General features: G+C 52.1%; 17 protein-coding genes and 2 pseudogenes. 5 read left to right on the top strand and 14 right to left on the bottom strand.

Annotation, left to right across the window (positions count from 1 at the left end):
• Positions 1–9: 9 nt before the first annotated feature.
• The 6 genes and pseudogenes from JCM2850_RS10185 to JCM2850_RS10160 all read right to left on the bottom strand — a co-directional run bounded on the left by JCM2850_RS10185 (position 10) and on the right by JCM2850_RS10160 (position 3,786).
• Positions 10–303, bottom strand: coding sequence for an STAS domain-containing protein (locus JCM2850_RS10185; protein ID WP_025871626.1), 294 nt, complete (start codon positions 301–303; stop codon positions 10–12).
• 12 nt (positions 304–315) lie between these two features.
• Positions 316–924, bottom strand: a complete 609-nt coding sequence (locus JCM2850_RS10180) for an MlaC/ttg2D family ABC transporter substrate-binding protein (protein WP_025871625.1) — start codon at positions 922–924, stop codon at positions 316–318.
• 2 nt (positions 925–926) lie between these two features.
• Positions 927–1,406 carry an outer membrane lipid asymmetry maintenance protein MlaD gene (mlaD, locus tag JCM2850_RS10175; RefSeq protein WP_025871623.1) on the bottom strand — a complete coding sequence of 160 codons (480 nt, stop codon included), beginning with the start codon at positions 1,404–1,406 and terminating at the stop codon, positions 927–929.
• Between the two features lie 21 nt (positions 1,407–1,427).
• The gene (mlaE, locus tag JCM2850_RS10170; RefSeq protein ID WP_025871621.1) at positions 1,428–2,219 is read right to left on the bottom strand and encodes a lipid asymmetry maintenance ABC transporter permease subunit MlaE; all 792 of its coding nucleotides are present in this window, start codon (positions 2,217–2,219) and stop codon (positions 1,428–1,430) included.
• Positions 2,212–3,017: pseudogene (locus JCM2850_RS18550) on the bottom strand (ABC transporter ATP-binding protein). Before JCM2850_RS18550 ends, mlaE begins: the two are co-directional and overlap by 8 nt.
• Positions 3,018–3,126: 109 nt before the next feature.
• Positions 3,127–3,786, bottom strand: coding sequence for a prepilin-type N-terminal cleavage/methylation domain-containing protein (locus tag JCM2850_RS10160; protein ID WP_025871619.1), 660 nt, complete (start codon positions 3,784–3,786; stop codon positions 3,127–3,129).
• A 235-nt stretch (positions 3,787–4,021) separates the two neighbouring features.
• Here JCM2850_RS10160 and JCM2850_RS10155 point away from each other — a divergent pair, with 235 nt between their 5' ends.
• Positions 4,022–5,734, top strand: a complete 1,713-nt coding sequence (locus JCM2850_RS10155; RefSeq protein ID WP_025871617.1) for an ATP-binding protein — start codon at positions 4,022–4,024, stop codon at positions 5,732–5,734.
• A 61-nt stretch (positions 5,735–5,795) separates the two neighbouring features.
• Here JCM2850_RS10155 and ccsB read toward each other — a convergent pair whose 3' ends face one another.
• The 4 genes from ccsB to JCM2850_RS10140 all read right to left on the bottom strand — a co-directional run bounded on the left by ccsB (position 5,796) and on the right by JCM2850_RS10140 (position 9,755).
• Positions 5,796–6,941, bottom strand: coding sequence for a c-type cytochrome biogenesis protein CcsB (ccsB, locus tag JCM2850_RS10150; RefSeq protein ID WP_025871615.1), 1,146 nt, complete (start codon positions 6,939–6,941; stop codon positions 5,796–5,798).
• A 20-nt stretch (positions 6,942–6,961) separates the two neighbouring features.
• Positions 6,962–7,933 (bottom strand): cytochrome c biogenesis ResB family protein, encoded by a 972-nt coding sequence (locus tag JCM2850_RS23990; RefSeq protein WP_369384878.1) that lies wholly within the window; start codon positions 7,931–7,933, stop codon positions 6,962–6,964.
• On the bottom strand, positions 7,912–8,895 hold the full coding sequence (locus tag JCM2850_RS23985) for a cytochrome c biogenesis protein ResB (protein ID WP_369384877.1): 984 nt from the start codon (positions 8,893–8,895) through the stop codon (positions 7,912–7,914). Before JCM2850_RS23985 ends, JCM2850_RS23990 begins: the two co-directional genes overlap by 22 nt.
• Positions 8,896–9,125: 230 nt before the next feature.
• The gene (locus JCM2850_RS10140) at positions 9,126–9,755 is read right to left on the bottom strand and encodes a c-type cytochrome (RefSeq protein WP_025871613.1); all 630 of its coding nucleotides are present in this window, start codon (positions 9,753–9,755) and stop codon (positions 9,126–9,128) included.
• Positions 9,756–9,863: 108 nt separating this feature from the next.
• Here JCM2850_RS10140 and yihA point away from each other — a divergent pair, with 108 nt between their 5' ends.
• On the top strand, positions 9,864–10,487 hold the full coding sequence (gene yihA / locus JCM2850_RS10135) for a ribosome biogenesis GTP-binding protein YihA/YsxC (protein WP_025871611.1): 624 nt from the start codon (positions 9,864–9,866) through the stop codon (positions 10,485–10,487).
• Here yihA and trmB read toward each other — a convergent pair.
• Positions 10,446–11,177, bottom strand: coding sequence for a tRNA (guanosine(46)-N7)-methyltransferase TrmB (gene trmB, locus JCM2850_RS10130; protein WP_025871609.1), 732 nt, complete (start codon positions 11,175–11,177; stop codon positions 10,446–10,448). The two genes, yihA and trmB, sit on opposite strands and share 42 nt — an antisense overlap.
• Positions 11,178–11,205: 28 nt before the next feature.
• Entirely contained in the window at positions 11,206–12,381 is a 1,176-nt protein-coding gene (locus JCM2850_RS10125; RefSeq protein ID WP_036265927.1) for a class I SAM-dependent methyltransferase, read from the bottom strand.
• Positions 12,382–12,438: 57 nt separating this feature from the next.
• Here JCM2850_RS10125 and JCM2850_RS10120 point away from each other — a divergent pair, with 57 nt between their 5' ends.
• The 3 genes and pseudogenes from JCM2850_RS10120 to topA all read left to right on the top strand — a co-directional run bounded on the left by JCM2850_RS10120 (position 12,439) and on the right by topA (position 16,877).
• Complete coding sequence (locus JCM2850_RS10120; RefSeq protein ID WP_025871605.1) at positions 12,439–13,191, top strand: pteridine reductase; 753 nt, start codon at positions 12,439–12,441, stop codon at positions 13,189–13,191.
• A gap of 12 nt (positions 13,192–13,203) precedes the next feature.
• On the top strand, positions 13,204–14,115 hold the full coding sequence (gene ttcA, locus JCM2850_RS10115; RefSeq protein WP_025871602.1) for a tRNA 2-thiocytidine(32) synthetase TtcA: 912 nt from the start codon (positions 13,204–13,206) through the stop codon (positions 14,113–14,115).
• Positions 14,116–14,283: 168 nt separating this feature from the next.
• Positions 14,284–16,877, top strand: a pseudogene (gene topA, locus JCM2850_RS18540) (type I DNA topoisomerase).
• A 132-nt stretch (positions 16,878–17,009) separates the two neighbouring features.
• On the opposite strand, the gene JCM2850_RS20515 reads toward topA, so the two are convergent.
• Entirely contained in the window at positions 17,010–19,148 is a 2,139-nt protein-coding gene (locus JCM2850_RS20515) for an OspG family effector kinase (protein WP_025871600.1), read from the bottom strand.
• A 215-nt stretch (positions 19,149–19,363) separates the two neighbouring features.
• A complete protein-coding gene (locus JCM2850_RS18530) occupies positions 19,364–20,122 on the bottom strand; it encodes a POTRA domain-containing protein (protein WP_159105153.1) in 759 nt (252 codons plus the stop codon).
• Positions 20,123–20,474: the final 352 nt, after the last annotated feature.

Below are 20,474 nucleotides of genomic sequence, written 5' to 3'. Positions count from 1 at the left end.
CCCCAAAACTCAATGACTGGACTGAGGAAGCAGTTCCAGAACGCCGTAAAGAGTGGCCAGACTCACCAGGTTATCAGGCAGGCCTGTCACGGTGAGATTAACCTTGTTGGCTTGCGCCAGGCGCAGCCATTCGAAAATCAGGCTGAGCGCCACTGAATCCACCTCTGCCACCTGGCTAAGGTCTAGCTCCAGCGTACCTGGCATGCTGAGCTTACGGCTCTCTGCCAGTAACTGCTCTACCTGATTGATCGTGATATCACCGCCAATTATCCAGCGGTGACCTTGTTGTTGTATTTGAGCCAAAGCGATACCTGCTTACTTTGCATTTTCCTGATTCTTGGCAGCAAGCTTCTGAATCAAACCATCGAGGCCACCCTGGCGAATTTCATTGCTAAACTGACCACGGTAGTTGGTTACCAGGCTGACACCTTCAATTGTAATGTCATAGACCTTCCAGCTATCACCGTTCTTTTCCAGGCTGTAATCCACAGGGATGGGCTGACCACCTGGTTGCAGAATCTGGGTCTTGACCTTAACGTCAGTTTCACCGTCTTGCGCACGGAAAGGCTTGTACTCAATGGTTTGATTGCGATACTTGGAGAGCGCAGTTGCGTAAGTACGCAGCAGCAGGCTACGGAACTCTTGCTGGAAAGCCTGCTTTTGCTCTGTGCTGGCCTTGTTCCATGCTTTGCCCAATACCAAGCGGGAAACGCGCTCGAAGTTGAAATTAGGCAGGATTTTCTCTTCAGCCAAAGCAAAAATCTTGTTCTGGTTACCAGCCTGGATATCCTTATCCTTCTTCACCACGGCCAATACATCTTCGGCAGTACTTTTCACCAAAGCATCCGGGCCAACTTCTGCCAGTGCAACACTGCTAGTCGCAAGCAATGCCAGCGCTGCAATCCAGCTCTTTACATTATTCATGTTCATTTCGCCTCTTTGTCTTCGTTGGATTCTGATGCCTTGCTATAGAGGAACTGGCTAATCATCTTTTCCAGTACCACGGCATCTTGTGTCTTGCTGAATTTGTCACCATCCTGCAGCATTTTGTCATCGCCACCAGCCTCAAGGCCGATGTACTGCTCACCGAGCAAACCTGCAGTGTAAATATTGGCAAACGTATCCTTGGGGAAAGGATAGCGCTTATCAACCTTCACTGTCACCAGCGCTTCATAGGTCTCAGGATCGAAGCGAATATTATCTACTCGGCCTACCACCACGCCCGCACTCTTGACCGGGGCACGTGGCTTGAGGCTGCCTATATTCTCGAAAGCGCCAGTCACACTGTAGGTTTCACCCAAGGTGGCGCTGTTGAAATTACCTACCTTTAGGGCCAGGCCAAACAAGGCCGCTGCACCCGCTGCAGCAAAAATACCTACCCAAAGATCTATCGTTGTGCGTTCCATCTTTTCTCCAGTGTGTTGCGCTTACGCAACAATCATGAACGAAGTCATTACAAAATCCAGACCCAATACCGCCAGTGAGGAGTTCACCACTGTGCGTGTGGTGGCTCGACTCACCCCTTCTGCGGTGGGCGGTGCATCAAAACCTTCAAACAGTGCAATCAAGGTACAAGCAACGCCGAACACCACGCTCTTGATGACACCATTAATAATATCTTCACGGAAATCCACGCTGGCCTGCATCTGCGACCAGAACGCGCCCGAATCTACGCCTATGACGGGCACAGCTACCAGGTAGCCACCCAGCACGCCAACCATAGAGAACAGCGCTGCCAGCAAAGGCATAGAGAACACGCCAGCCCAGAAACGTGGTGCAACCACACGCGCCACTGGGCTCACCGCCATCATCTCCATCGCCGACAATTGCTCGGTGGCTTTCATCAAGCCAATTTCCGCAGTAATTGCAGTACCCGCACGGCCTGCAAACAGCAACGCTGTCACCACCGGGCCCAACTCGCGCACCAGCGACAAGGCTACCAGCACGCCTATGGCCTCTGAGGAGCCATAGCGCTGCAAAGTGTTATAGCCCTGCAAGGCCAGCACCATGCCAACAAAGAAAGCTGAAACCAGGATGATGATCAGAGACATCACGCCAGTGAAATAAATCTCGCGTATGGTCAGATGCAACCTACGGAAGCTCTCGCCGGAGTAAATCAGAACATAAAAGAAGAAACGCAGGCCGGAACCAAAGCGCCACAACCTATCGACGATGCGGTGGCCTATGCCACGCAGCATATTCGCCAATGCACTAAACATGGCTACTCCTCAAAATATCCTGCTTGTAATCTGGTGCTGCGTAGTGGAATGGCACTGGGCCATCCACCTCGCCATGCACAAACTGGTGCACAAACGGCAGGTCAGATTTGCGCAAATCTTCAGGGGAGCCTTCAGCCGCTACCACGCCATCGGCGACAAAATAAACATAATCGGCAAAGGCAAATACTTCCTGCACATCATGGGTGACGATGATGGAAGTAGCGCCCAAGGCATCATTAAGATTGCGGATCAAATTACAGATCACCGCCATGGAGATAGGGTCCAAACCCGCAAAGGCTCGTCATACATAATGATGGAAGGGTCCAGCGCCACAGCACGTGCCAAGGCCACACGCCGCGCCATGCCGCCGGAAAGCTCAGTGGCCTTGAGATCACGCGCGCCGCGCAAGCCCACGGCATTCAGCTTCATCATCACCAGATCACGTATCATGGCTTCAGGCAGGTCCGTATGTTCACGCATGGGGAAGGCCACGTTTTCATACACCGAAAGGTCGGTGAACAAAGCGCCTTGCTGGAACAGCATACCCATCTTGCGGCGCAAGGCTTGCAAGCCTTTTCTATCCTGCTGGTGCACTACCTTGCCAGCAACACGCACCTCACCGCCGCGCGGCTTGATTTGCCCGCCTATCAGGCGCAACAAGGTAGTCTTGCCACTACCACTACCACCCATAATGGCTACCACTTTACCGCGCGGGAACACCATATTGATGCCCTTGTGTAGCAAACGATTCTTGTAGCCAAAGGATAGATTGTCGATTTCGACGATGTTGTCGGTCATAGTTACCACTTTCTGGTCAGCAGACTATTTTAAAGCAAAAGCCGCCGCAGGCATAACCAGAAAAAGTAAAAGCCCGCAAAGGCGGGCTTTTTTCTAAGTACCGGACTGCTTAGAAAGACATGCAAACGTTATATTGCTGCGCATCAGCAATAGCGCCAGCCCCAGTAAGAGGCGCCCAATTAGCGACACCGGTGGCATAGGCACGTACAGAGCCTGTCGCAGTATCACCATCATCCAGAGTAAGATCAATTTGCTTAGCAAATTTACCTTGTATAGCTCCTGAGCATATGACGTTCCCGCTGGTCATCGCAGTCGGAGCAGAAGGTATTCCAGCATCACCACTGACACTCTGAATACCTATACGGCCACCCTCACTATTCATTTGATACAGGTCAGCAGCTGCCGCGGCCACAGTTTGGCCTGGTGCAAATCCAGCCAATCTTACGTGCTGCCAAAATCGAACCGACTCTGCATTAAGCTCAGTCGAGTTCCATGCTCCGTTAATCACACCATTGCTATTTCCTGGTCTAACTACCTCCGCTGCCAAGCCTAGGTGGGTATCAGCCGCACCATCATCTCCTGGCAAAGCACGATATTTGTCCTGATAAGCATAAACATATACCTGCACATTCTTGAAGTCAGCCGCCAGATTCTTGACCTTGGCACTGTTGATCAACTCCTGGCCCTTGAGTACGCCGCCCAACAACAGGCCGATGATCACCAGCACGATGGCTAGTTCGATCAGCGTAAAGCCGGAAGATTTTTTCATATGCTATCCTTGCGCAAAGCAGCGCTAGTCGCCACTTCACAAATTGTAGTTGGTACAAGATATGCAACTCTCATGCCAGATGCCATTGGTGGCCGCATAGGCGCGAAACCAATACTGGCGTGGGTTTATCCAGGTTTGGTGAATTTTTCCCGACTAGCCGAGCTCAGCATTAAGTGTTGAGATTTCATCGACATTGACAGAATTACGACACATTCCGCCGAATAATAGAATCTACATGGCCAGCCTGAGCAAGCACCTTTCGCCTTACAAACCCAGCGCCTCCAACCTGCATCAATGGATGTTAGGACTGATGCTCTTAAGCTTTCACGGCGTGCTGCTCTGGGGCTTTGATGACCCGCTGCAAAAGGGTTTGCTGCTCTGCCACTATGGCTTGTTTCTGATCTGGCAACCCATCTGGCAGACGCAAGAAAAGCTTTCTCCCCGCGCCATTGTATTGTTTGTCGCTGGCGGCGCACTATTAGCCTGGCTGGTGAGTTGGTGGATGATCGCCATCTGGCTCTCTGCCTTGTTTGGCTTGCTCGGTGGGCGTATTTTCTCCTCCACCGCGCGCGCCTCGCGCATGAGCAATTTGCTGGCCGCCACTTATCTATTGTCAGTGCTATTGCTGTGGGTCATCCCCAACTTGCTGGATGCCACTTCGGCATTAGCGGTATCAGAATTCCTGATGCATTATCTGCTACCCATCTTGCCGCTGATGATTCTGTTCCAGCGCGTACAGAAAGAAACCCATCAGCACGCGCCCATCCTGGATTTCTTTTATACCCTGCTGCTGTTCCTGCTTTCAGTCACGTTAATCCTCAGCATTTTCACCATTGCGCGGAATAGCGAGGCAGATTATGCCGAGGTTGTGGTGTGGGTAGTGTTCGGCCTGGCGGCCAGCCTGCTGCTGGCAAGCTGGTTATGGAACCCACGCGCTGGCTTTAGCGGCATAGGCCAGATGTTGTCGCGCTATCTACTCAGTGTGGGCCTGCCGTTTGAGCGCTGGATACAGAATATTGCCGAACTGGCCGAGCGCGAGACCAGCGCCAAGGAGTTTATGCTGGCAGCCATGAGTGAGGTGGAAACCTTGCCCTGGGTGGCAGGTGGCAAATGGCAGACGGATGAAGATGATGGTGAGTTTGGCAACCAAGCGCCCTACCACGCCGATCTGGAGTTTCACGATTTTCAACTCACGCTATATAGCCGCTGGCCGCTGACACCCGCGCTCACCATCCATTTAAAACTACTGACACAGATTCTCGGTGAGTTCCACGAGGCCAAGCGCCGTGAAGAGGCGCTGCTGCAAAACACCTATATGCAGGCGATCTATGAAACGGGTGCCAGGCTGACGCATGATATGAAGAATATTGTGCAATCCATGAGCGCCCTGTGTTTGGCAGCTGAGCAAAGCGGCGAAGCTGACAATGAGCGCCTGGTGGCCTTGATACGCCGTCAACTGCCCCTGCTTAATCAGCGCCTAGCGCTAACGTTGGACAAGCTGGGCGCACCACGCAACGAGAATAGCCGCATGCTACCTGTGCTGGAATGGTGGGATAACCTGCAACAGCGTTATACCGGCACCCGTGTGCAATTCAGCGAACATTGTCAGCATGAGAGCAATCAGCGTATTGATAGCGAGGTATGGGATAGCGTGGTGGATAACCTGCTGCAAAACGCCCTGGCCAAGGCCCAGCATGAATCTGGCCTGATTATTCAGGCGCAACTGAATATTGATAGCGAAGTATTTATTGAGGTCAGCGACAGCGGCAACCCTATGCCCGAAGAAGTTGCGCAAAGTCTGTTCCGCAAACGCATACGTTCAGAAGGCGGCTTGGGCATAGGCTTATATCAAGCCGGACGCCAAGCGCAGCAAGCGGGTTATCTCTTGGGCCTACAGGAAAACCGCGTGGGTGAAGTGCGATTCAGGCTAGCCAGCAAACCTGCCTAAGCTAAACTGATAGTCAGGAGTCAGGCTCTAGAGCCAGAGTATCGCCTCTGGCTCTATCGCTTTAGAGTTCGCCGTAAGAATGCAAACCGGACAGGAACATATTGACGCCCAAGAAGGCAAAGGTCGTCACCAGCAAACCGATCAAGGCCCACCAGGCCAGCACAGGCCCACGCAGCCCCTTAACCAAGCGCAAGTGCAGCCAGGCAGCATAGTTCAACCACACAATCAGCGCCCAGGTTTCCTTGGGGTCCCATGACCAGTAACCGCCCCAGGCCTCAGCTGCCCACATCGCCCCTAAAATGGTAGCGATAGTGAAGAAGGCAAAACCTACCGAGATGGACTTGTACATCAAGTCATCCAGCACTTCTAGGCCGGGCAGGCGGCTAGCTAGAATGCCTTTGTCTACCAGCAAGTAAGCTGCGCCCACCATGGCGGCCAGCGAGAAGGTGCCATAGCCTATGAAGTTAGCAGGCACATGGATTTTCATCCAGTAAGACTGCAGCGCAGGCACCAGCGGTTGAATTTCATACGCCTGGCGATCAAAGGTATACCAAAGGATAAAGCCCACCGCGGCATTAATCACCACCAGCACAAAGCCACCCAACTGGCGTGTGGCGTAGCGCGCTTCGTAATACAAATAAGCCAGCGCCGTGATCAGACAGAACAGAATGAATACTTCATACAGATTGCTGATGGGGATATGCCCCACATCCGGTGCAATCAGGTAAGACTCATACCAGCGAACCAGCAAGCCGACAAAGCCCATGGCCACGGCAGACCAGACCAAGGCGGAGCCTACCTTGGAAGCAAACGGCGCACGTGCCAGCAAGCCCAGCCAATAGGCCAGCATGGCCAGCACAAACAGCACGTTCATCCACATCACGGCAGACTGGCTGGCCAAGAGGAATTTCAACAGGAACACTTCATTGGTGCGTGCTTGCTGCCCCTGGTAAAGCTGAATGGCAAACAGGCTGGTGACGGCAATCACCAGCAAGAGCACACGCATGGGCTTCCACTGCCAGCCCAGCCAGCTGAATAGCCCAACAGCGCCAAACAAAAAGCCAACCTCGTAGGCATCCATAAAACCGCCATATTGCTGGAAGGCGAACAAGGCACCTACTAACAGCAAGGCTGCATAAGCCCAATCTAACAACCCCAGACGCTTAAACAGCGGCTCCGGCATCTCCATCGCATAAGCAGTTTTCATCATCAACTCCTATTCAGGCTTTAGGCCACATGCTGATTTTCCAGCAGCCGCGCCAGTTTTTCCCGCACTTTAACAAACTCGACCTCGAAATCGCGGTTTCTGCGATTGGCCGACATGGCAAACAGCACACGGTGGCTCTCTGGTTTGACCAGCAGCCATATCCTGCGCTCACGAATATAAATCATGGCAAAAATACCCAGCACCAGCAGCACCGAGCCAGAATACACCAGCGTCTTGCCTGGAGACCTGGTCAGCTGCAATCCGCTGGATTGCCTGTGCTCAAAACCACTGAGCTGCATATATAAAGGTGCGCCGTAGTAGAAGCTATCGCTCATGGCATGCAAGCTGTCTTCAACAAAAGGCTGCACCTCATCACCCGCCTGGGCAGGCGGCAAACCAGCACGTTCACGGCTGATGGCATAAGCCTCAAACGCTGCAGTGGTGACGACTTTAAGATAAGCCTGGGCAGCCCCGGCACGCTGCGCCTCGGGCACGGCCTGATCTATCATCTCGGCTACACGGCCAAAGCCACCCTGATTGAAAGCCTGCAATAGTTGCAGCACACTGGCTTCAAATTTCTCGCGTGTATCGGCCGCCATATCGCCATGGCCGGACAAGGCCAGCTTGCTGACGCGGCGCACGATTTCTGGGTATAGGGATTGGTCAGACATCACGGCGCGGAAGTTCATATAACCGTCTATGCTGTCGTCTTCATCCGCAGGAATGCGCAGATAGCGATAGGTATCCTGCTGCATGGCACGCACGCCTGAAAGGTAATAACGGCGCCCATCCAGCAGCAGCGGATTCATATAGTTGACGTATTCGCGGGCCTGGCCTTCGGCATCGCGCACCTTGAAGGTAACGTTGGGGCCTACATTGCGCGGCTTGCCCTTGCCATCCACAGACAAGTTCAAGATGTTAAACATGCGGAAATCCGCCAACTCCACACTGAGTGGGCTATTGCCGCCGCTCACGGTGTAATGATTGAACACCGTGCCTCAAACGGGATGGAGGTCGCATGCTCGCCGCGCAGATTCCACACCTTGAAGTTCAGCTTGGAACCGCCATCGCCGAAATCAGACTGATAGATCGCCACGCCCTTGTAGATCAAAGGATGGTTGACCTTGATGGTGGCCGTGACCGGCTCATCAAGCTCAGGATCTATGATCATGATGTCACTCTCGAAGGACTTGGGCTGCCCGGTCTCGTAGTGTTGAATACGGAACTGCTTGAGCACGATGCTAAAAGGCAAGTCTTGCACCAAATACCCATCGCGCACACGCATAAAGGCGGCATTGGCACCCGCACCTTCCGGCAGTGTCATATTGGCGCGGAAGGAAAGATTGGCAGGAGACATGCGGCTTTCCGGAGGCACGGCTTTTTCGGCAACATCGCGGGTTTCAATTTTCTTATAACCCAGCATTTCCTGCGCCTTGAACACCAGGTTGCCATCCATCAAGCCGCCGATACAGATAATGACAATGGCAGCGTGGGTGAGGATATAACCCAGGCGCTGATAACTCCCAGCCTTGGCGGCAAACAAGCTGTCGCCGTTCTCCTGCTCTACCACCTTGTAACGCCAGCCGTGGGCATTGAGGAATTGACCTAACCTGCCTGTGGTTTCTTCGGTGGAGTATGGCGTGTGATATTCGTGCTGATGGCTGAAACTACGCAGCGAGCTTTCCTTGGCATGCTCGCGGTAGGCGCGCAGTTCGCGCAGCATCAAGGGGGTGTTACGGTAGATACATAGCGAGGTGGAAAGCACCAGAAACACCAGAATCACCAGGAACCAGCCCGTGTGATAGACATCGTACATGCCCAGCAGCTTGAAGAAATCAAACCAGAACTGGCCAAACTGCACGATGTAATTGGTGTAAGGCTCGTTCTGCTTGAGTACCGTGCCTATGATGGAAGCAATACCCAATATGACCAGCACGCTGACCGCAAACCGCATGGAACTCAGTAACTCATAGAGTCTTTGACTGCTGGATGTTGGGGATTTCAAAACTCAAGCCATTCGAAAAATTTGAGATAGGACAATGAAGTCACTGTTTGGTTGCAACCCTGGTTGCAAGCGCGGCCTTAGAAATGAATAAGGGCGGCTATTGCCACCCTTAACGCGCCATCTTGCCAATTGGTTGTCAGGCCTGCCTTATTTATTAGGAGACCGCAGTCTATAGCGGCTTATTTCAGGCCCTGAATATAATCAGCCACGGCGGCGATATCTTCATCGGTCATCTTGGCAGAGACCATGCGCATCATCTTGGCAGCGTCGTTCTTGCGCTGACCATCACGGAAGGCCTTGACCTGAGTGCTTGTGTAATTGGCATGCTGACCAGCCAAGCGTGGGAAGCCAGGCGCTATACCTGCACCTTGTGCACCATGGCAGGAAGCACAGGCAGGCACACCCGCACCTGGGATGCCACCGTGATAAATCTTCTCGCCAACAGAACCAGGGCCGCTAGTACCAGGAGTACCTGGTTTTGCAGGTTGCTGGGAGAAATAGGTTCCCAACAGCGCCATGTCTTCGTCACTCAGGGGAGCAACGATTGCCATCATCACCGGGCTTAAGCGCACATTAGATTTAATGTTCTTAAGCTGTTTTTCCAGGTATTCTGGGTGCTGGCCTGCAATTTTGGGGAACATAGGGACCAAGCTGTTACCATCTGGACCGTGGCAACCCGCACAAATTTGCGCCTGCGCAGGCACCTTGCTGGCAACATTGTCTTCGTCCCCGTCTTCGGCGTGAACAGAAGCCACCGCCATCGTCATCAGGGCGCCCATCGCCAGAACCGCTAGTTTACGCAAAGCCATCGCAACTCCTAAGTACATGCATGCTACTAATTACCCAGGGCGCATTTTATATAAAACCCTACTTCGTGCTAATATTTTTCCCTTTTCCGATTATGGTCGTATTTGCCCATGCCTTTGTTTCAGAATGCCACTTTTCATATCTCTGCCCACAAGCTGAGTGATTTACCCCCACCAGCAGGCATAGAGGTTGCCTTTGCTGGCCGATCAAACGCGGGCAAGTCCAGCGCGCTCAACACCCTGGCCAACCACAATCGCCTGGCCTTTGTCAGTAAGCAACCTGGCCGTACACAGTTAATCAACTTTTTCACCCTGGGCAATGACAGATTCCTCGTCGACTTGCCTGGCTATGGCTATGCCAAAGTGCCTGAAGCCTTGCGCAAGCATTGGCAGCTGACGCTGGCTAACTATCTGAGCCACAGGCCCAGCATAGGCGGTTTAGTATTGGTGATGGATAGTCGCCATCCATTGACGCCGCTGGATAGACAGATGCTGGATTGGTACAGCCCGAGTGGCAAGCCCATCCATGTGTTGCTGACCAAGTCAGACAAATTGTCACGTCAGGCTGGCACTCAGGTGTTACGCGATGTGAAGAAGGAACTGGAAACGCATTGGGGCAATACCAGCGTTCAGCTTTTCTCCAGCCTCAAGAAGCAAGGCGTGGAGGAAGCGGAAAGCGTGATTGGCAAATGGTTATTTGCGGCGGAAGATGATGTCCCAGACACCGTGGCCTAGCTTGATGCCGCGGTTCTCGAACTTGGTCAATGGTCGGTAATCCGGCTTGGGGGCATAATCGGCCGCGGTGTTTTGCAACTGCGGCTCTTGCTGCAATATTTCCAGCACCCACTCGGCGTATTCCTGCCAATCCGTGGCCACATGCAAATAAGCACCCGGCTTGAGCTTGCTGCAGAGCAATCGCACAAATTCCGCCTGTATCAAGCGGCGCTTGTGATGGCGCTTTTTGTGCCAGGGATCGGGGAAGAAAATATGCACCCCATCCAGACTGGCATCCGCCAGCATATGCTTTAACACCTCAACCGCATCATGCTGGATGATGCGCAGGTTTTTGAGTTCCAGCTCGCCTATCTGCTTGAGTAGACTGCCTACGCCGGGCGTATGCACTTCCACCCCCAGATAATCCTGCTCAGGATGAGCTTGGGCAATGCGCGCAGTGCTCTCGCCCATGCCAAAACCTATCTCCAGTATTTTCAGGCTTTGCTCTCGGCCAAACACCTGGGTCAAATCCAGGGTTTGCGCCGCATAGGGCAGGCCAAACTCCGGCATTAGCTCCTGTAGCGCGCGCTCCTGACCATGGGTCAGGCGTCCCTGGCGCAAGACGAAACTGCGTATGGGGCGCTTGGCTAGCTCTTCCGGCGAGAGGTTCTCGCTGTCTGTGTTTTCCGGAATCTTGCTTTCCTGATCCATGCTCGACTCAACCACTAAAAAACCGCGATTATAGGCTATGCGAGCGGTCACCGCGAACAAAGCCCATGAGACCACTCACACCGCGCCCCAAGGCCAGAACCTTGAATAACTCACCCATTTCAGCAGGTGACAGCAGTTTTTGCACCTGGCTGGCCATGGGCGCATATTCAGTCACATCGTGTGGCGAAACCCGCAGCATCAGGTCTGTGATGCCGCAGTTGATAAGAAATTGCGCCTGACCTGCATAACCCAACACTTGCAGGCCATGGGCTAATCCAGACTGGGCAATCGCTGTGAAATCAACATGGGCGGTAATATCCTGCAAGCCGGGATATAACAGCGCATCGCCATGGGCATGATGGCGGTAATGGCACATCAAGGTGCCCTGACTACGCTGAGGGTGGTAATACTCGGCGCGGGAAAAACCATAATCAATCAGCAGCAACGCCCCTTGTTGCAAGCAATTGGCCACGCTGGCGATCAAAGCCTGACTGGCAAGATTGATTTCGGTCTGGTAGTCATCTGGCAACGCCAAGGCTGTTAGCGTTTTGATCAACTCAGCATCACTTTGGACATCAACTGCCAGCGGCCTGGCCTGCCACTGCAACCCTTGCTGCGCATCCCAAACCACGCCCAGTTCCCACAGCTCACCATTCTGCTTGCGCAGCACATGCACAGGAATCGCATCCAGCACTTCATTGGCCAGCACTACCCCGGTATGACTCTCGGGTAGCTGCTCTAGCCAGCAAACCCGCTGCAACAACTCTGCGGGCAATACCGCTTGCAGATGTTGCTGCTGCACCTGCCTAAGGTCAGCGCTTACTTCCAAAATGAGATATTGCGCTGGCAAGGCCTCTGCGCGCTGCATCTCTTGCAGCACTGCCGCTGCCAGTCGGCCACGCCCTGCCCCCAGCTCCAGCACATTGCCACCGCTTTGCTGCAATATCTGCATGATCTGTCTAGCCAGGGTTTGGCCAAATACCGGGGTCATTTCCGGAGCAGTGACAAAGTCCCCCGCTGCGCCAAACTTCTCTGCTCCGGCGCTGTAATAGCCCAGGCCTGGCGCATACAGCACCAGTTCCATATAACAAGCAAAACTTATCCAGCCGCCAGACGCTTCAATTTGGCTATGCAGATGGGCCAGTACGCGTTCTTGATGGTTCAGTGCCGCGGCATCGGGCACAGGCAATGCAGAGATGTTCATAGTATTTAGATTATAATCGCTAGTTACTCGCAAGCCTGAAAGCAATCTGGAACAATCGTGGATTCCTCCCTGGAAAACAAAGTCATACTGATCACTGGTGGTGCCAAGCGCGTGGGTGCCGCCATCTGCCGCCTGCTGCATGCAGGGGGTGCCAAGTTGATGATCCACTACCGCAGTTCTAACCGTGAAGCCCGTGCCCTGCAATCCGAGCTCAACCTCAAGCGCCCCAATTCCGTGGCAATAATTCAGGGTGATTTGCTCAAGCTCAGCGTGCTTCCTACCCTAGTACAGGAAACCGTACAGCATTTTGGTCGCCTGGATGCGCTGATCAACAATGCCTCCAGCTATTACCCCAGCGAACTTGGTGCCATTACCGAGCACCAGTGGGAAGATTTGATAGGCCCCAACCTGAAGGCGCCTTTATTCTTATCGCAAGCCGCCGCACCAGAATTGAAAAAGACCCAGGGCAGCATTATCAACATCACTGATATGCACGTGGAGCGCCCGAAGAAAGGCTATATCGTCTATAGCGTGGGCAAAGCAGGCCTGGTCACCCTTACCAAATCCCTGGCGCATGAACTGGCCCCAGAAGTGCGTGTTAATGCTGTGGCACCTGGCCCTGTGCTGTGGCCTGAAGATAACCCCCAATTTGACGAGGTCTACCGCCAGCGCGTGATCTCGCAAACCCTGCTCAAGCGCATAGGTGAGGGTGACGATGTTGCCAAGGCCGTGCGCTTTTTGTTGCAGGACGCTCCTTTTATTACCGGGCACGTCATGGCCGTCGATGGCGGCCGCTCGCTCAATCTATAAGTTTTGTACACGATGATTAAACATTACCCCGACAATGCCTCCAATAGCTTCCTCAAGCTACGCAACAGCCTGATCAGCGCCACAGGCAAGGCCATAGGCGATTTCAACATGATAGAAGAAGGTGACACCGTGCTGGTCTGCATGAGCGGCGGCAAGGATTCCTACACCATGCTGATGATTCTGCTGGCCTTGCAAGAACGCGCGCCTATCAACTTCAAGCTGATCGCGATGAATCTGGATCAGAAGCAGCCTGGCTTCCCCGCGCATATCTTGCCCGCCTATCTTGAACAACTAGGCGTGGAGCATCGCATTGTCGAGGCCGACACCTATTCCATCGTCAAAGAGAAAATCCCTGAGGGCAAGACCACCTGCTCACTATGCTCACGCCTGCGCCGTGGCATTATCTACCGCACGGCACAGGAACTGGGTGCCAACAAGATTGCCTTGGGTCACCACAGAGACGACATAGTCGAGACCCTGTTCCTGAATATGTTCTTTGGTGCCAAGATGAAAGCCATGCCGCCCAAGCTAGCCACCAACAAGGGCGAGTTCCAGGTGATACGCCCACTGGCTTACTGTGCTGAACGCGACATTGCCAGTTATGCCCGCAGCATGGAATTCCCCATCATCCCGTGCGACCTGTGCGGCTCTCAGGAAAACCTGCAACGCCAAAAGGTCAAAGACATGCTGCAAGCCTGGGAGCGTGATCAACCGGGCCGTATCAACAATATCTTCCGTGCCATAGGCAATGTAGAACCCTCGCACCTCGCCGATACTGATCTCTATGACTTCAAGAATATGTCGCAGACCCGGGTAGAAGATGAAGACCCACTGTTTGGTGATATAGATAAAGAGAACAACCCTGCGCTTACGCTGGCGACAAGCGAGGGAACACGCATAGAGTTCCGCCGCAATACGGCATAACGTGCACTCTGCTGTCAGTGAATAAGCATCGCGCTGACAGCACGAGAGCCCCAGGCAGAATCAATAGCTCAGCCCAAGTGGCAAGCGCCTAAATTTACAGCGCTTTCTTGTGCGTGAGCCAAATACCTCTTATCATCTGCCGCTCTGCATCCCACAAACTGTGTGCCCATGTCCAAACTGCTAATCGTCGAGTCACCCTCCAAGGCCCAAACCCTGAAGAAGTATTTGGGCAAGGATTTTGAGGTGCTTGCCTCCTATGGCCATGTGCGCGACCTCGTGCCCAAGACTGGCGCGGTCGATCCCGAGCAGGACTTCGCCATGAAGTATGAGGTCATAGACCGCAACTCCAGACATGTCGATGCTATCGCCAAGGCAGTGAAGAATGCAGACGCCATCTACCTCGCAACCGATCCGGACCGCGAAGGTGAGGCCATCTCCTGGCATATCGCGAGATACTCAAGAGCAAGAAACTGCTCAAAGACAAATTACTCAAGCGCGTGGTGTTTCATGAAATCACCAAGAACGCGGTGCAGAACGCCATAGACCAACCGCGCGATATTCTCATGCCGCTGGTCAACGCCCAGCAGGCCAGACGCGCGCTGGATTACCTTGTGGGTTTCAACCTCTCTCCCCTGCTGTGGAAGAAGATACGCCGCGGCCTATCTGCCGGGCGTGTGCAAAGTCCAGCCTTGCGTTTGATCGTCGAGCGCGAGCTGGAAATTGAAGCTTTCAAGAGCCAGGAATACTGGACCATCCATCTAGAATCGCTCAAGCATCAACATGCTTTCGACGCCAAGCTGGTACAACTCGATGGTCAGAAGGTAGAACAATTCACCGTCACCAACCATGATCAGCAGCAGGAAATTGTTGGCAAGCTGCTCTTGGCCAGTGCAGGCAAAACCACGGTCACCCGTGTAGAAAAGAAACAACGTAGCCGCAGCCCTGCCGCACCCTTCACTACCTCTACCCTGCAACAAGAGGCCGTGCGCAAGCTGGGATTTACCACCAGCCGCACCATGCGTGTGGCGCAGCAGTTGTATGAAGGTATTGATATCGGTAGCGGCACCGCAGGTCTCATCACCTATATGCGTACTGACAGCTTCAGCCTGGCTGCTGAAGCCGTGATGCAGATTCGTGATTACATCAAAAAGAATTTCAGCGCCGACTACCTGCCCAAGTCGCCCATCATGTACAAGACCAAGGCCAAGAACGCGCAAGAGGCGCACGAGGCCATACGTCCTACGGATATCTCCCGCACTCCGGCCAGCATGCGCGCTTTCCTCACGCCTGAGCAGTTCAATCTGTATGAGATGATCTGGAAACGTGCTCTGGCTTGCCAAATGACCCAGGCCAAGTTTGATGCTGTCAGCGTTGATCTGGCCATAGGCAATGAATCCAACTTGTTCCGCGCCACTGGCCAAACCCTGGTTTTCCCAGGCTTTATCGCCGTCTACCGTGAAGGGGTGGATGACGAGGAAGAAGAAGGCGACAGCAAACTCCCAGTCTTAGAAACTGGCGAAGTGCTGGCGGTGCAAAAGATATTCGGCGACCAACACTTTACCGAACCACCACCACGCTACTCCGAAGCCAGCCTGGTCAAGGCGCTGGAAGAGTTTGGCATAGGCCGTCCCTCCACTTATGCCAGCATCATCTCCACCCTGCAGGACAGAGAATATGTCTTGCTGGACAAAAAGCGCTTCACGCCTACCGATGTAGGCCGCGTGGTAAACAAATTCCTCACCGAGCACTTTACGCGCTATGTGGATTACGGCTTTACTGCCAATCTGGAAAACGAGCTGGATGATATTGCCGAAGGCGAGCGCGAGTGGATTCCCGTACTCAATGAATTCTGGCAAGGCTTTAACACCCAGATTCTGGAAAAGAGCAATGTAGAACGCCCAGGCGTGGAAATGCTGGATGAAAACTGCCCCAAGTGTGGCAAGCCGCTGCAATCCAGGTTAGGCCGCTTTGGCATGTTTATCGGCTGCTCTGGCTACCCGGAGTGCGATTACATCCGCAACCCGAGCACCAGCACCAATAGCAACGAACCTACCGTAGTGGGTCAGGAGCCGGAAAGCGGCAAGGATATCCTGCTGTTAAATGGTCCCTACGGCCCTTATCTGCAGATAGGTCTGCCGGAAGCCGACAGCAAGAAAAAGCCCAAACGCGTGAGCATTCCCAAGGAAATTCCACTTTCCAGCCTGGATATGGAAACCGCGCTTAAACTGATTGCGCTACCCCGTGACCTGGGTCTGCACCCAGAAACTGGCAAGAAGATTGTCGCCAACCTCGGGCGCTTTGGTCCTTACGTCAACCACGATGGCAAGTTCAAGTCCATTCCGCGTAGCGACAGCGTGTTTGATATAGATCAGGCACGCGCGGTAGAACTATTGGCTCAAGCCCATTCTGGCCCTGCGCCTATACGCGAACTGGGTGCACACCCGGATGGCACAGGCAACATCGCCATTTATTCGGGCCGTTACGGCCCCTATGTGCAGCATGGCAAGCTAAGGGCTACCCTATCCAAGAGTCAGGAGCCAGAAAGCTTAACGCTGGAACAGGCGCTGGAACTGCTGACCGCCAAGGCGGCCAAGGAAGCGCCTAGCAAGAAGACAGCGGCAAAGAAACCAGCTGCCAAGAAGGCTGCGGCAGCTAAGCCTGCAGCGAAAAAGGCAGCTACGACTAAAAAGCCTGCAGCGGCTACGACAAAAAAAACCGCCAGCGCCAAGACCAGCACAAGCAAGAAAGCTGCCGCAGAATAATTCGGCTCAGTGTTACCAGCCTTCAAAACGCCCGATGCAAACCATCGGGCGTTTTATTTTGCGCTGATATCCACTATTCAGACATTATTGACTTGCAATAACAGACGTAAATATCAGCATACCCCCCATATTTTACTGCGAAGGGTCTGGGTTGAACTGTATCTCCCCAGGGTGCTTGAAGTTGTAATGTTCATGCCATTGTTTAGCCAGACTATCTAAGTCCTTAAGCGTTAGAGATTCAACATCAAAATTAGGAATCACGCGATTATAAAACTCATCCGCATCCTTCCCCTCAACTATCACATTATTCAAAAAATCTCCGTCATATGCTTCATTTTGATTGCGTGGAGGGAATAATTTTCCTAATACATAAATCTCAACAGGGGTTAAGGCCTGGGCCTCTGTCGAACCAGCTAAACTGTATACCAAATCCAGCACTTCCCAGTCACTCATCCCAACTCGTTGCCCACTAATCCTATCCACCAAATGATCATAGTTATTTGCTGTTGATTTGAATGTTGGCAACTGAGCAATCTCAGAATCAGTGTAACCAGCCTTACCAAGATCTATCGGGAAAAACTCACCTAGCTGCTCAGAAAACATAAAGTTTCCTGCATGCAAATCAACATGCGGAATATTGGCATTTTCCATTTTCATCATCATGCGATGGAATGCATCGGAAGCTCCCTCTGGATAAGATTTTATAGCTCTCATTGGCAGACCAGGAACTTTGTACATCTTCAAGTAAACCGCATCTTTTGTCTTGATGATTTCTACTGAATCATCCCCATAATATTTTGCAAATCGCTCAGCTTCATCTTGAGCAATATAATCAACTGAGGGGTCTTTACCTATGAATTTCTTAATGACAAAATCAGGATCAGTCTTATCCTGATAAACCACACCATACGCACCTCTCCCTATTTCATCTCCCAGTTGATTTTTGATTTCATTATCAATATCAAATCGAGGAAGAATTTTATTCTCCTCCTCATGATGGGTACTCTCTACCACCTTTGGAGTGCATACAAATTTGAGCCTGGCTGATTCATCTGGAGACGATGGTGGACTATCAAATTGTGATAGATAATCAGCGGTCAATGGAAGCGGTGGTGGAGGTACTAATTGCCGATTTTCTCCACCTGGCTCTTTACTATCTTTACCCTCGCCTACTATCGGACTAATCGGACTTGCCAGAGAGCCAAGCTTGTCAGTGATACTTTGCGGTGGCTCAGTGAAATTATTGAGTTCCTGCGAGGAAGTTTCAGGTGCGTCAATCTTTATGGGCGGTGCCGCATCTTCACCATCTTTTTTCTGGCTATTTGCTTGTTTCGGCTTTGGCGGCTCTACGTTCTGAGGCTCTGACTGCCTCTGGTCGCTCTTTTCCAAAGAGATATCTTCAGGTTCAGGGATCACTGACTTAGGAATGAATATATCTTCGAACTCTTTAGCTTTGGGCTTTCCGGAGATTGGTGCATTGCTATCTTGTGGTTTATCTGGCGCTGGAATGCCAGCCAGATCCTGCTTATCCTTGTGACCAGTACCCCACGGCAGATTTTTTTCTTCCATCACTATCCGTTTGTTATCTGGCGCAGTTAGCAATATGTCAAACTCGGTTCCTCTGTTGTACAAGACTTCGCGTTCGTTGCTTTCAATCGATATATTGGATACATCAGCACCAGACTTACCGAAGATGATGTACTCCTTGGAATAGCTTTTACCCGCAAAATCCTTAGAAGCCTTATAGTCTCTTGATGTTGATAAATAAGCCTCATCCTTGAATACTGACCCTTCTGTGCCCTCTAGCCCTGGTGGCAATCTACCCCCGCGGAAAGTTTTTATCACTCTCCCATCGCTAAGCCTAGGCAAGGCATCTTGCATTGCTTGGTCAATATCCGCCAACCCACCAACCAAGGTTTCTCCAGACCGCAACGCTTTGTTTAATGGAATATATACACCATTGGTATATAAACCCACGCCCATGGTTTCTGCATCGGTCAACCCAGCGGGCCCAGGTAAATACTGCTCAGCTACGCCATAATTCTCTTTCAGCCGTTCAGCCCGTTGTTTTTGTGCCTCGGCATCAGGGTCATTCCCTCGGTTAATGATGGCAGCCTCATTTGTCTCCGGATTGAGATTACCAGCCCTATCTCCTGTTGGGTCAGGATGACTATCGGCCTGCTGCGGTGCTGGCCTTCTTGATGGTAGCGGGGGAGGTATATCCGAGCCACCCTCTGGCAAGGCTGCATTACTGCCACTTTGTTGCGGCAATGGCTTCCTGAATGGTACTGGCGGAGGTACATCGGGGAGACCACCTACTGAGCCTGTATTACTGTCCGCTTGTAGCGGCGCAGGTGTCCTTACTGGTATCGGTGGAGGTGCATCGGGGAGACCACTTGGTGAAGCTGCATTACTATCACCTTGTTGTGCTGCAGGTATCATCTGTGCGTCGATTGAAAAAGCGCTTGCTGGTATTAAGATTGAGACTATCGTTCACCCCCAGTAACATCACTGATAGTCACTTGTGCTGAAGCTCGCGTATTGCCATCGGCACGCTCACTGCCGGAGTTGTCTATCGAAAGTGAACCCGACACAGGCAAGCGCCGCACAACTTTGAGATTGAGATAGGAATAGCCTTGCTCTTGCGCTGGCACCACCTCAACCTGGACTGACTTTCCTGCCGTATTCAGGTTTTCTACTATTTGGTCGCTGATATGAATATTGAAGATGCTGCCTTCAATGCCAGGCATGGCGCCTACCAGCATCGCATGTTCATACCACCCTTGCGGCGGCTGGCCATTGATAAGAAAGCCCGATAACTTTCCCCAAAGCATGCGGATTATCAGAGTGCCTGTACTCAAATCCTGTGCGGGTATAGTCGCCATCGAGGTGACATAGCCTTGGGCTGCGTAGTAGTCATTGATTTCACGCAACAACGCCACTAAATCAGTGTTGCTCAACGCTCGACCTTGATAACGCTTGATAATTTCCTCGGGCTGAGCAACATCGACATTACCTACATCCAGGGTGATCTGTTTGATCAACATGGCTTTGCCACCCTGGCTTGCAGGGGGTATCACTTTAGGCGGAATAGGTTTGGAGGTTTTTTCTTGCTCTTGTAATTGCTTGAGTATTTCCAGGTTCTGCATCTCCTGGGATTGCTGGCGCTGCTTATTCTGAAATTCACGTTCTGCTGGTGAAAATTCCTCTGCAGAAACATTGATGGCCGATTGAGTGATGAACACACCAGCCAGTAGGCAGCTTAAATTTTTCAAACATGGGATTGAACTAGTGCAGCGTTTATAAAAACCTAGTTCTATTTGACAATTTAAACAATAATTACATATATATTTGAGCATATACAATCACTTAGCCAAATAAAGGCGGTTGTTTTCACTCATTATACAAATATATTTGCCAATTATTAAATGTAAATTTGTCAAATGAGTGTTTTTATTGCTCCGCGTTTGAAGAAGTCATCTGGATAAGGGCGAGATATGAAATATGCAACACCCAGGCAAGCTCAAGTAGCGCAGTTGGGAGATGTGACCGGGGAGAAGTAAGGTGGGCACTTCATTGTTGATGCTGGGAAAACTG

This window comes from Methylobacillus glycogenes JCM 2850, assembly GCF_000617925.1.
Taxonomy (GTDB): Bacteria; Pseudomonadota; Gammaproteobacteria; order Burkholderiales; family Methylophilaceae; genus Methylobacillus; species Methylobacillus glycogenes.
Note: the sequence above shows the minus strand (reverse complement) of the source record. Positions and strands in the feature narration are given on the sequence as shown.

Excerpts from the sequence above, each read along its gene's own strand:
- JCM2850_RS10180 (WP_025871625.1), bottom strand. The coding sequence starts at position 924 with ATGAATAATGTAAAGAGCTGGATTGCAGCGCTGGCATTGCTTGCGACT.
- mlaD (WP_025871623.1), bottom strand. The coding sequence starts at position 1,406 with ATGGAACGCACAACGATAGATCTTTGGGTAGGTATTTTTGCTGCAGCG.
- mlaE (WP_025871621.1), bottom strand. The coding sequence starts at position 2,219 with ATGTTTAGTGCATTGGCGAATATGCTGCGTGGCATAGGCCACCGCATC.
- JCM2850_RS10160 (WP_025871619.1), bottom strand. The coding sequence starts at position 3,786 with ATGAAAAAATCTTCCGGCTTTACGCTGATCGAACTAGCCATCGTGCTG.
- JCM2850_RS10155 (WP_025871617.1), top strand. The coding sequence starts at position 4,022 with ATGGCCAGCCTGAGCAAGCACCTTTCGCCTTACAAACCCAGCGCCTCC.
- ccsB (WP_025871615.1), bottom strand. The coding sequence starts at position 6,941 with ATGAAAACTGCTTATGCGATGGAGATGCCGGAGCCGCTGTTTAAGCGT.
- JCM2850_RS23985 (WP_369384877.1), bottom strand. The coding sequence starts at position 8,895 with ATGCGGTTTGCGGTCAGCGTGCTGGTCATATTGGGTATTGCTTCCATC.
- JCM2850_RS10140 (WP_025871613.1), bottom strand. The coding sequence starts at position 9,755 with ATGGCTTTGCGTAAACTAGCGGTTCTGGCGATGGGCGCCCTGATGACG.
- yihA (WP_025871611.1), top strand. The coding sequence starts at position 9,864 with ATGCCTTTGTTTCAGAATGCCACTTTTCATATCTCTGCCCACAAGCTG.
- trmB (WP_025871609.1), bottom strand. The coding sequence starts at position 11,177 with ATGGATCAGGAAAGCAAGATTCCGGAAAACACAGACAGCGAGAACCTC.
- JCM2850_RS10125 (WP_036265927.1), bottom strand. The coding sequence starts at position 12,381 with ATGAACATCTCTGCATTGCCTGTGCCCGATGCCGCGGCACTGAACCAT.
- ttcA (WP_025871602.1), top strand. The coding sequence starts at position 13,204 with ATGATTAAACATTACCCCGACAATGCCTCCAATAGCTTCCTCAAGCTA.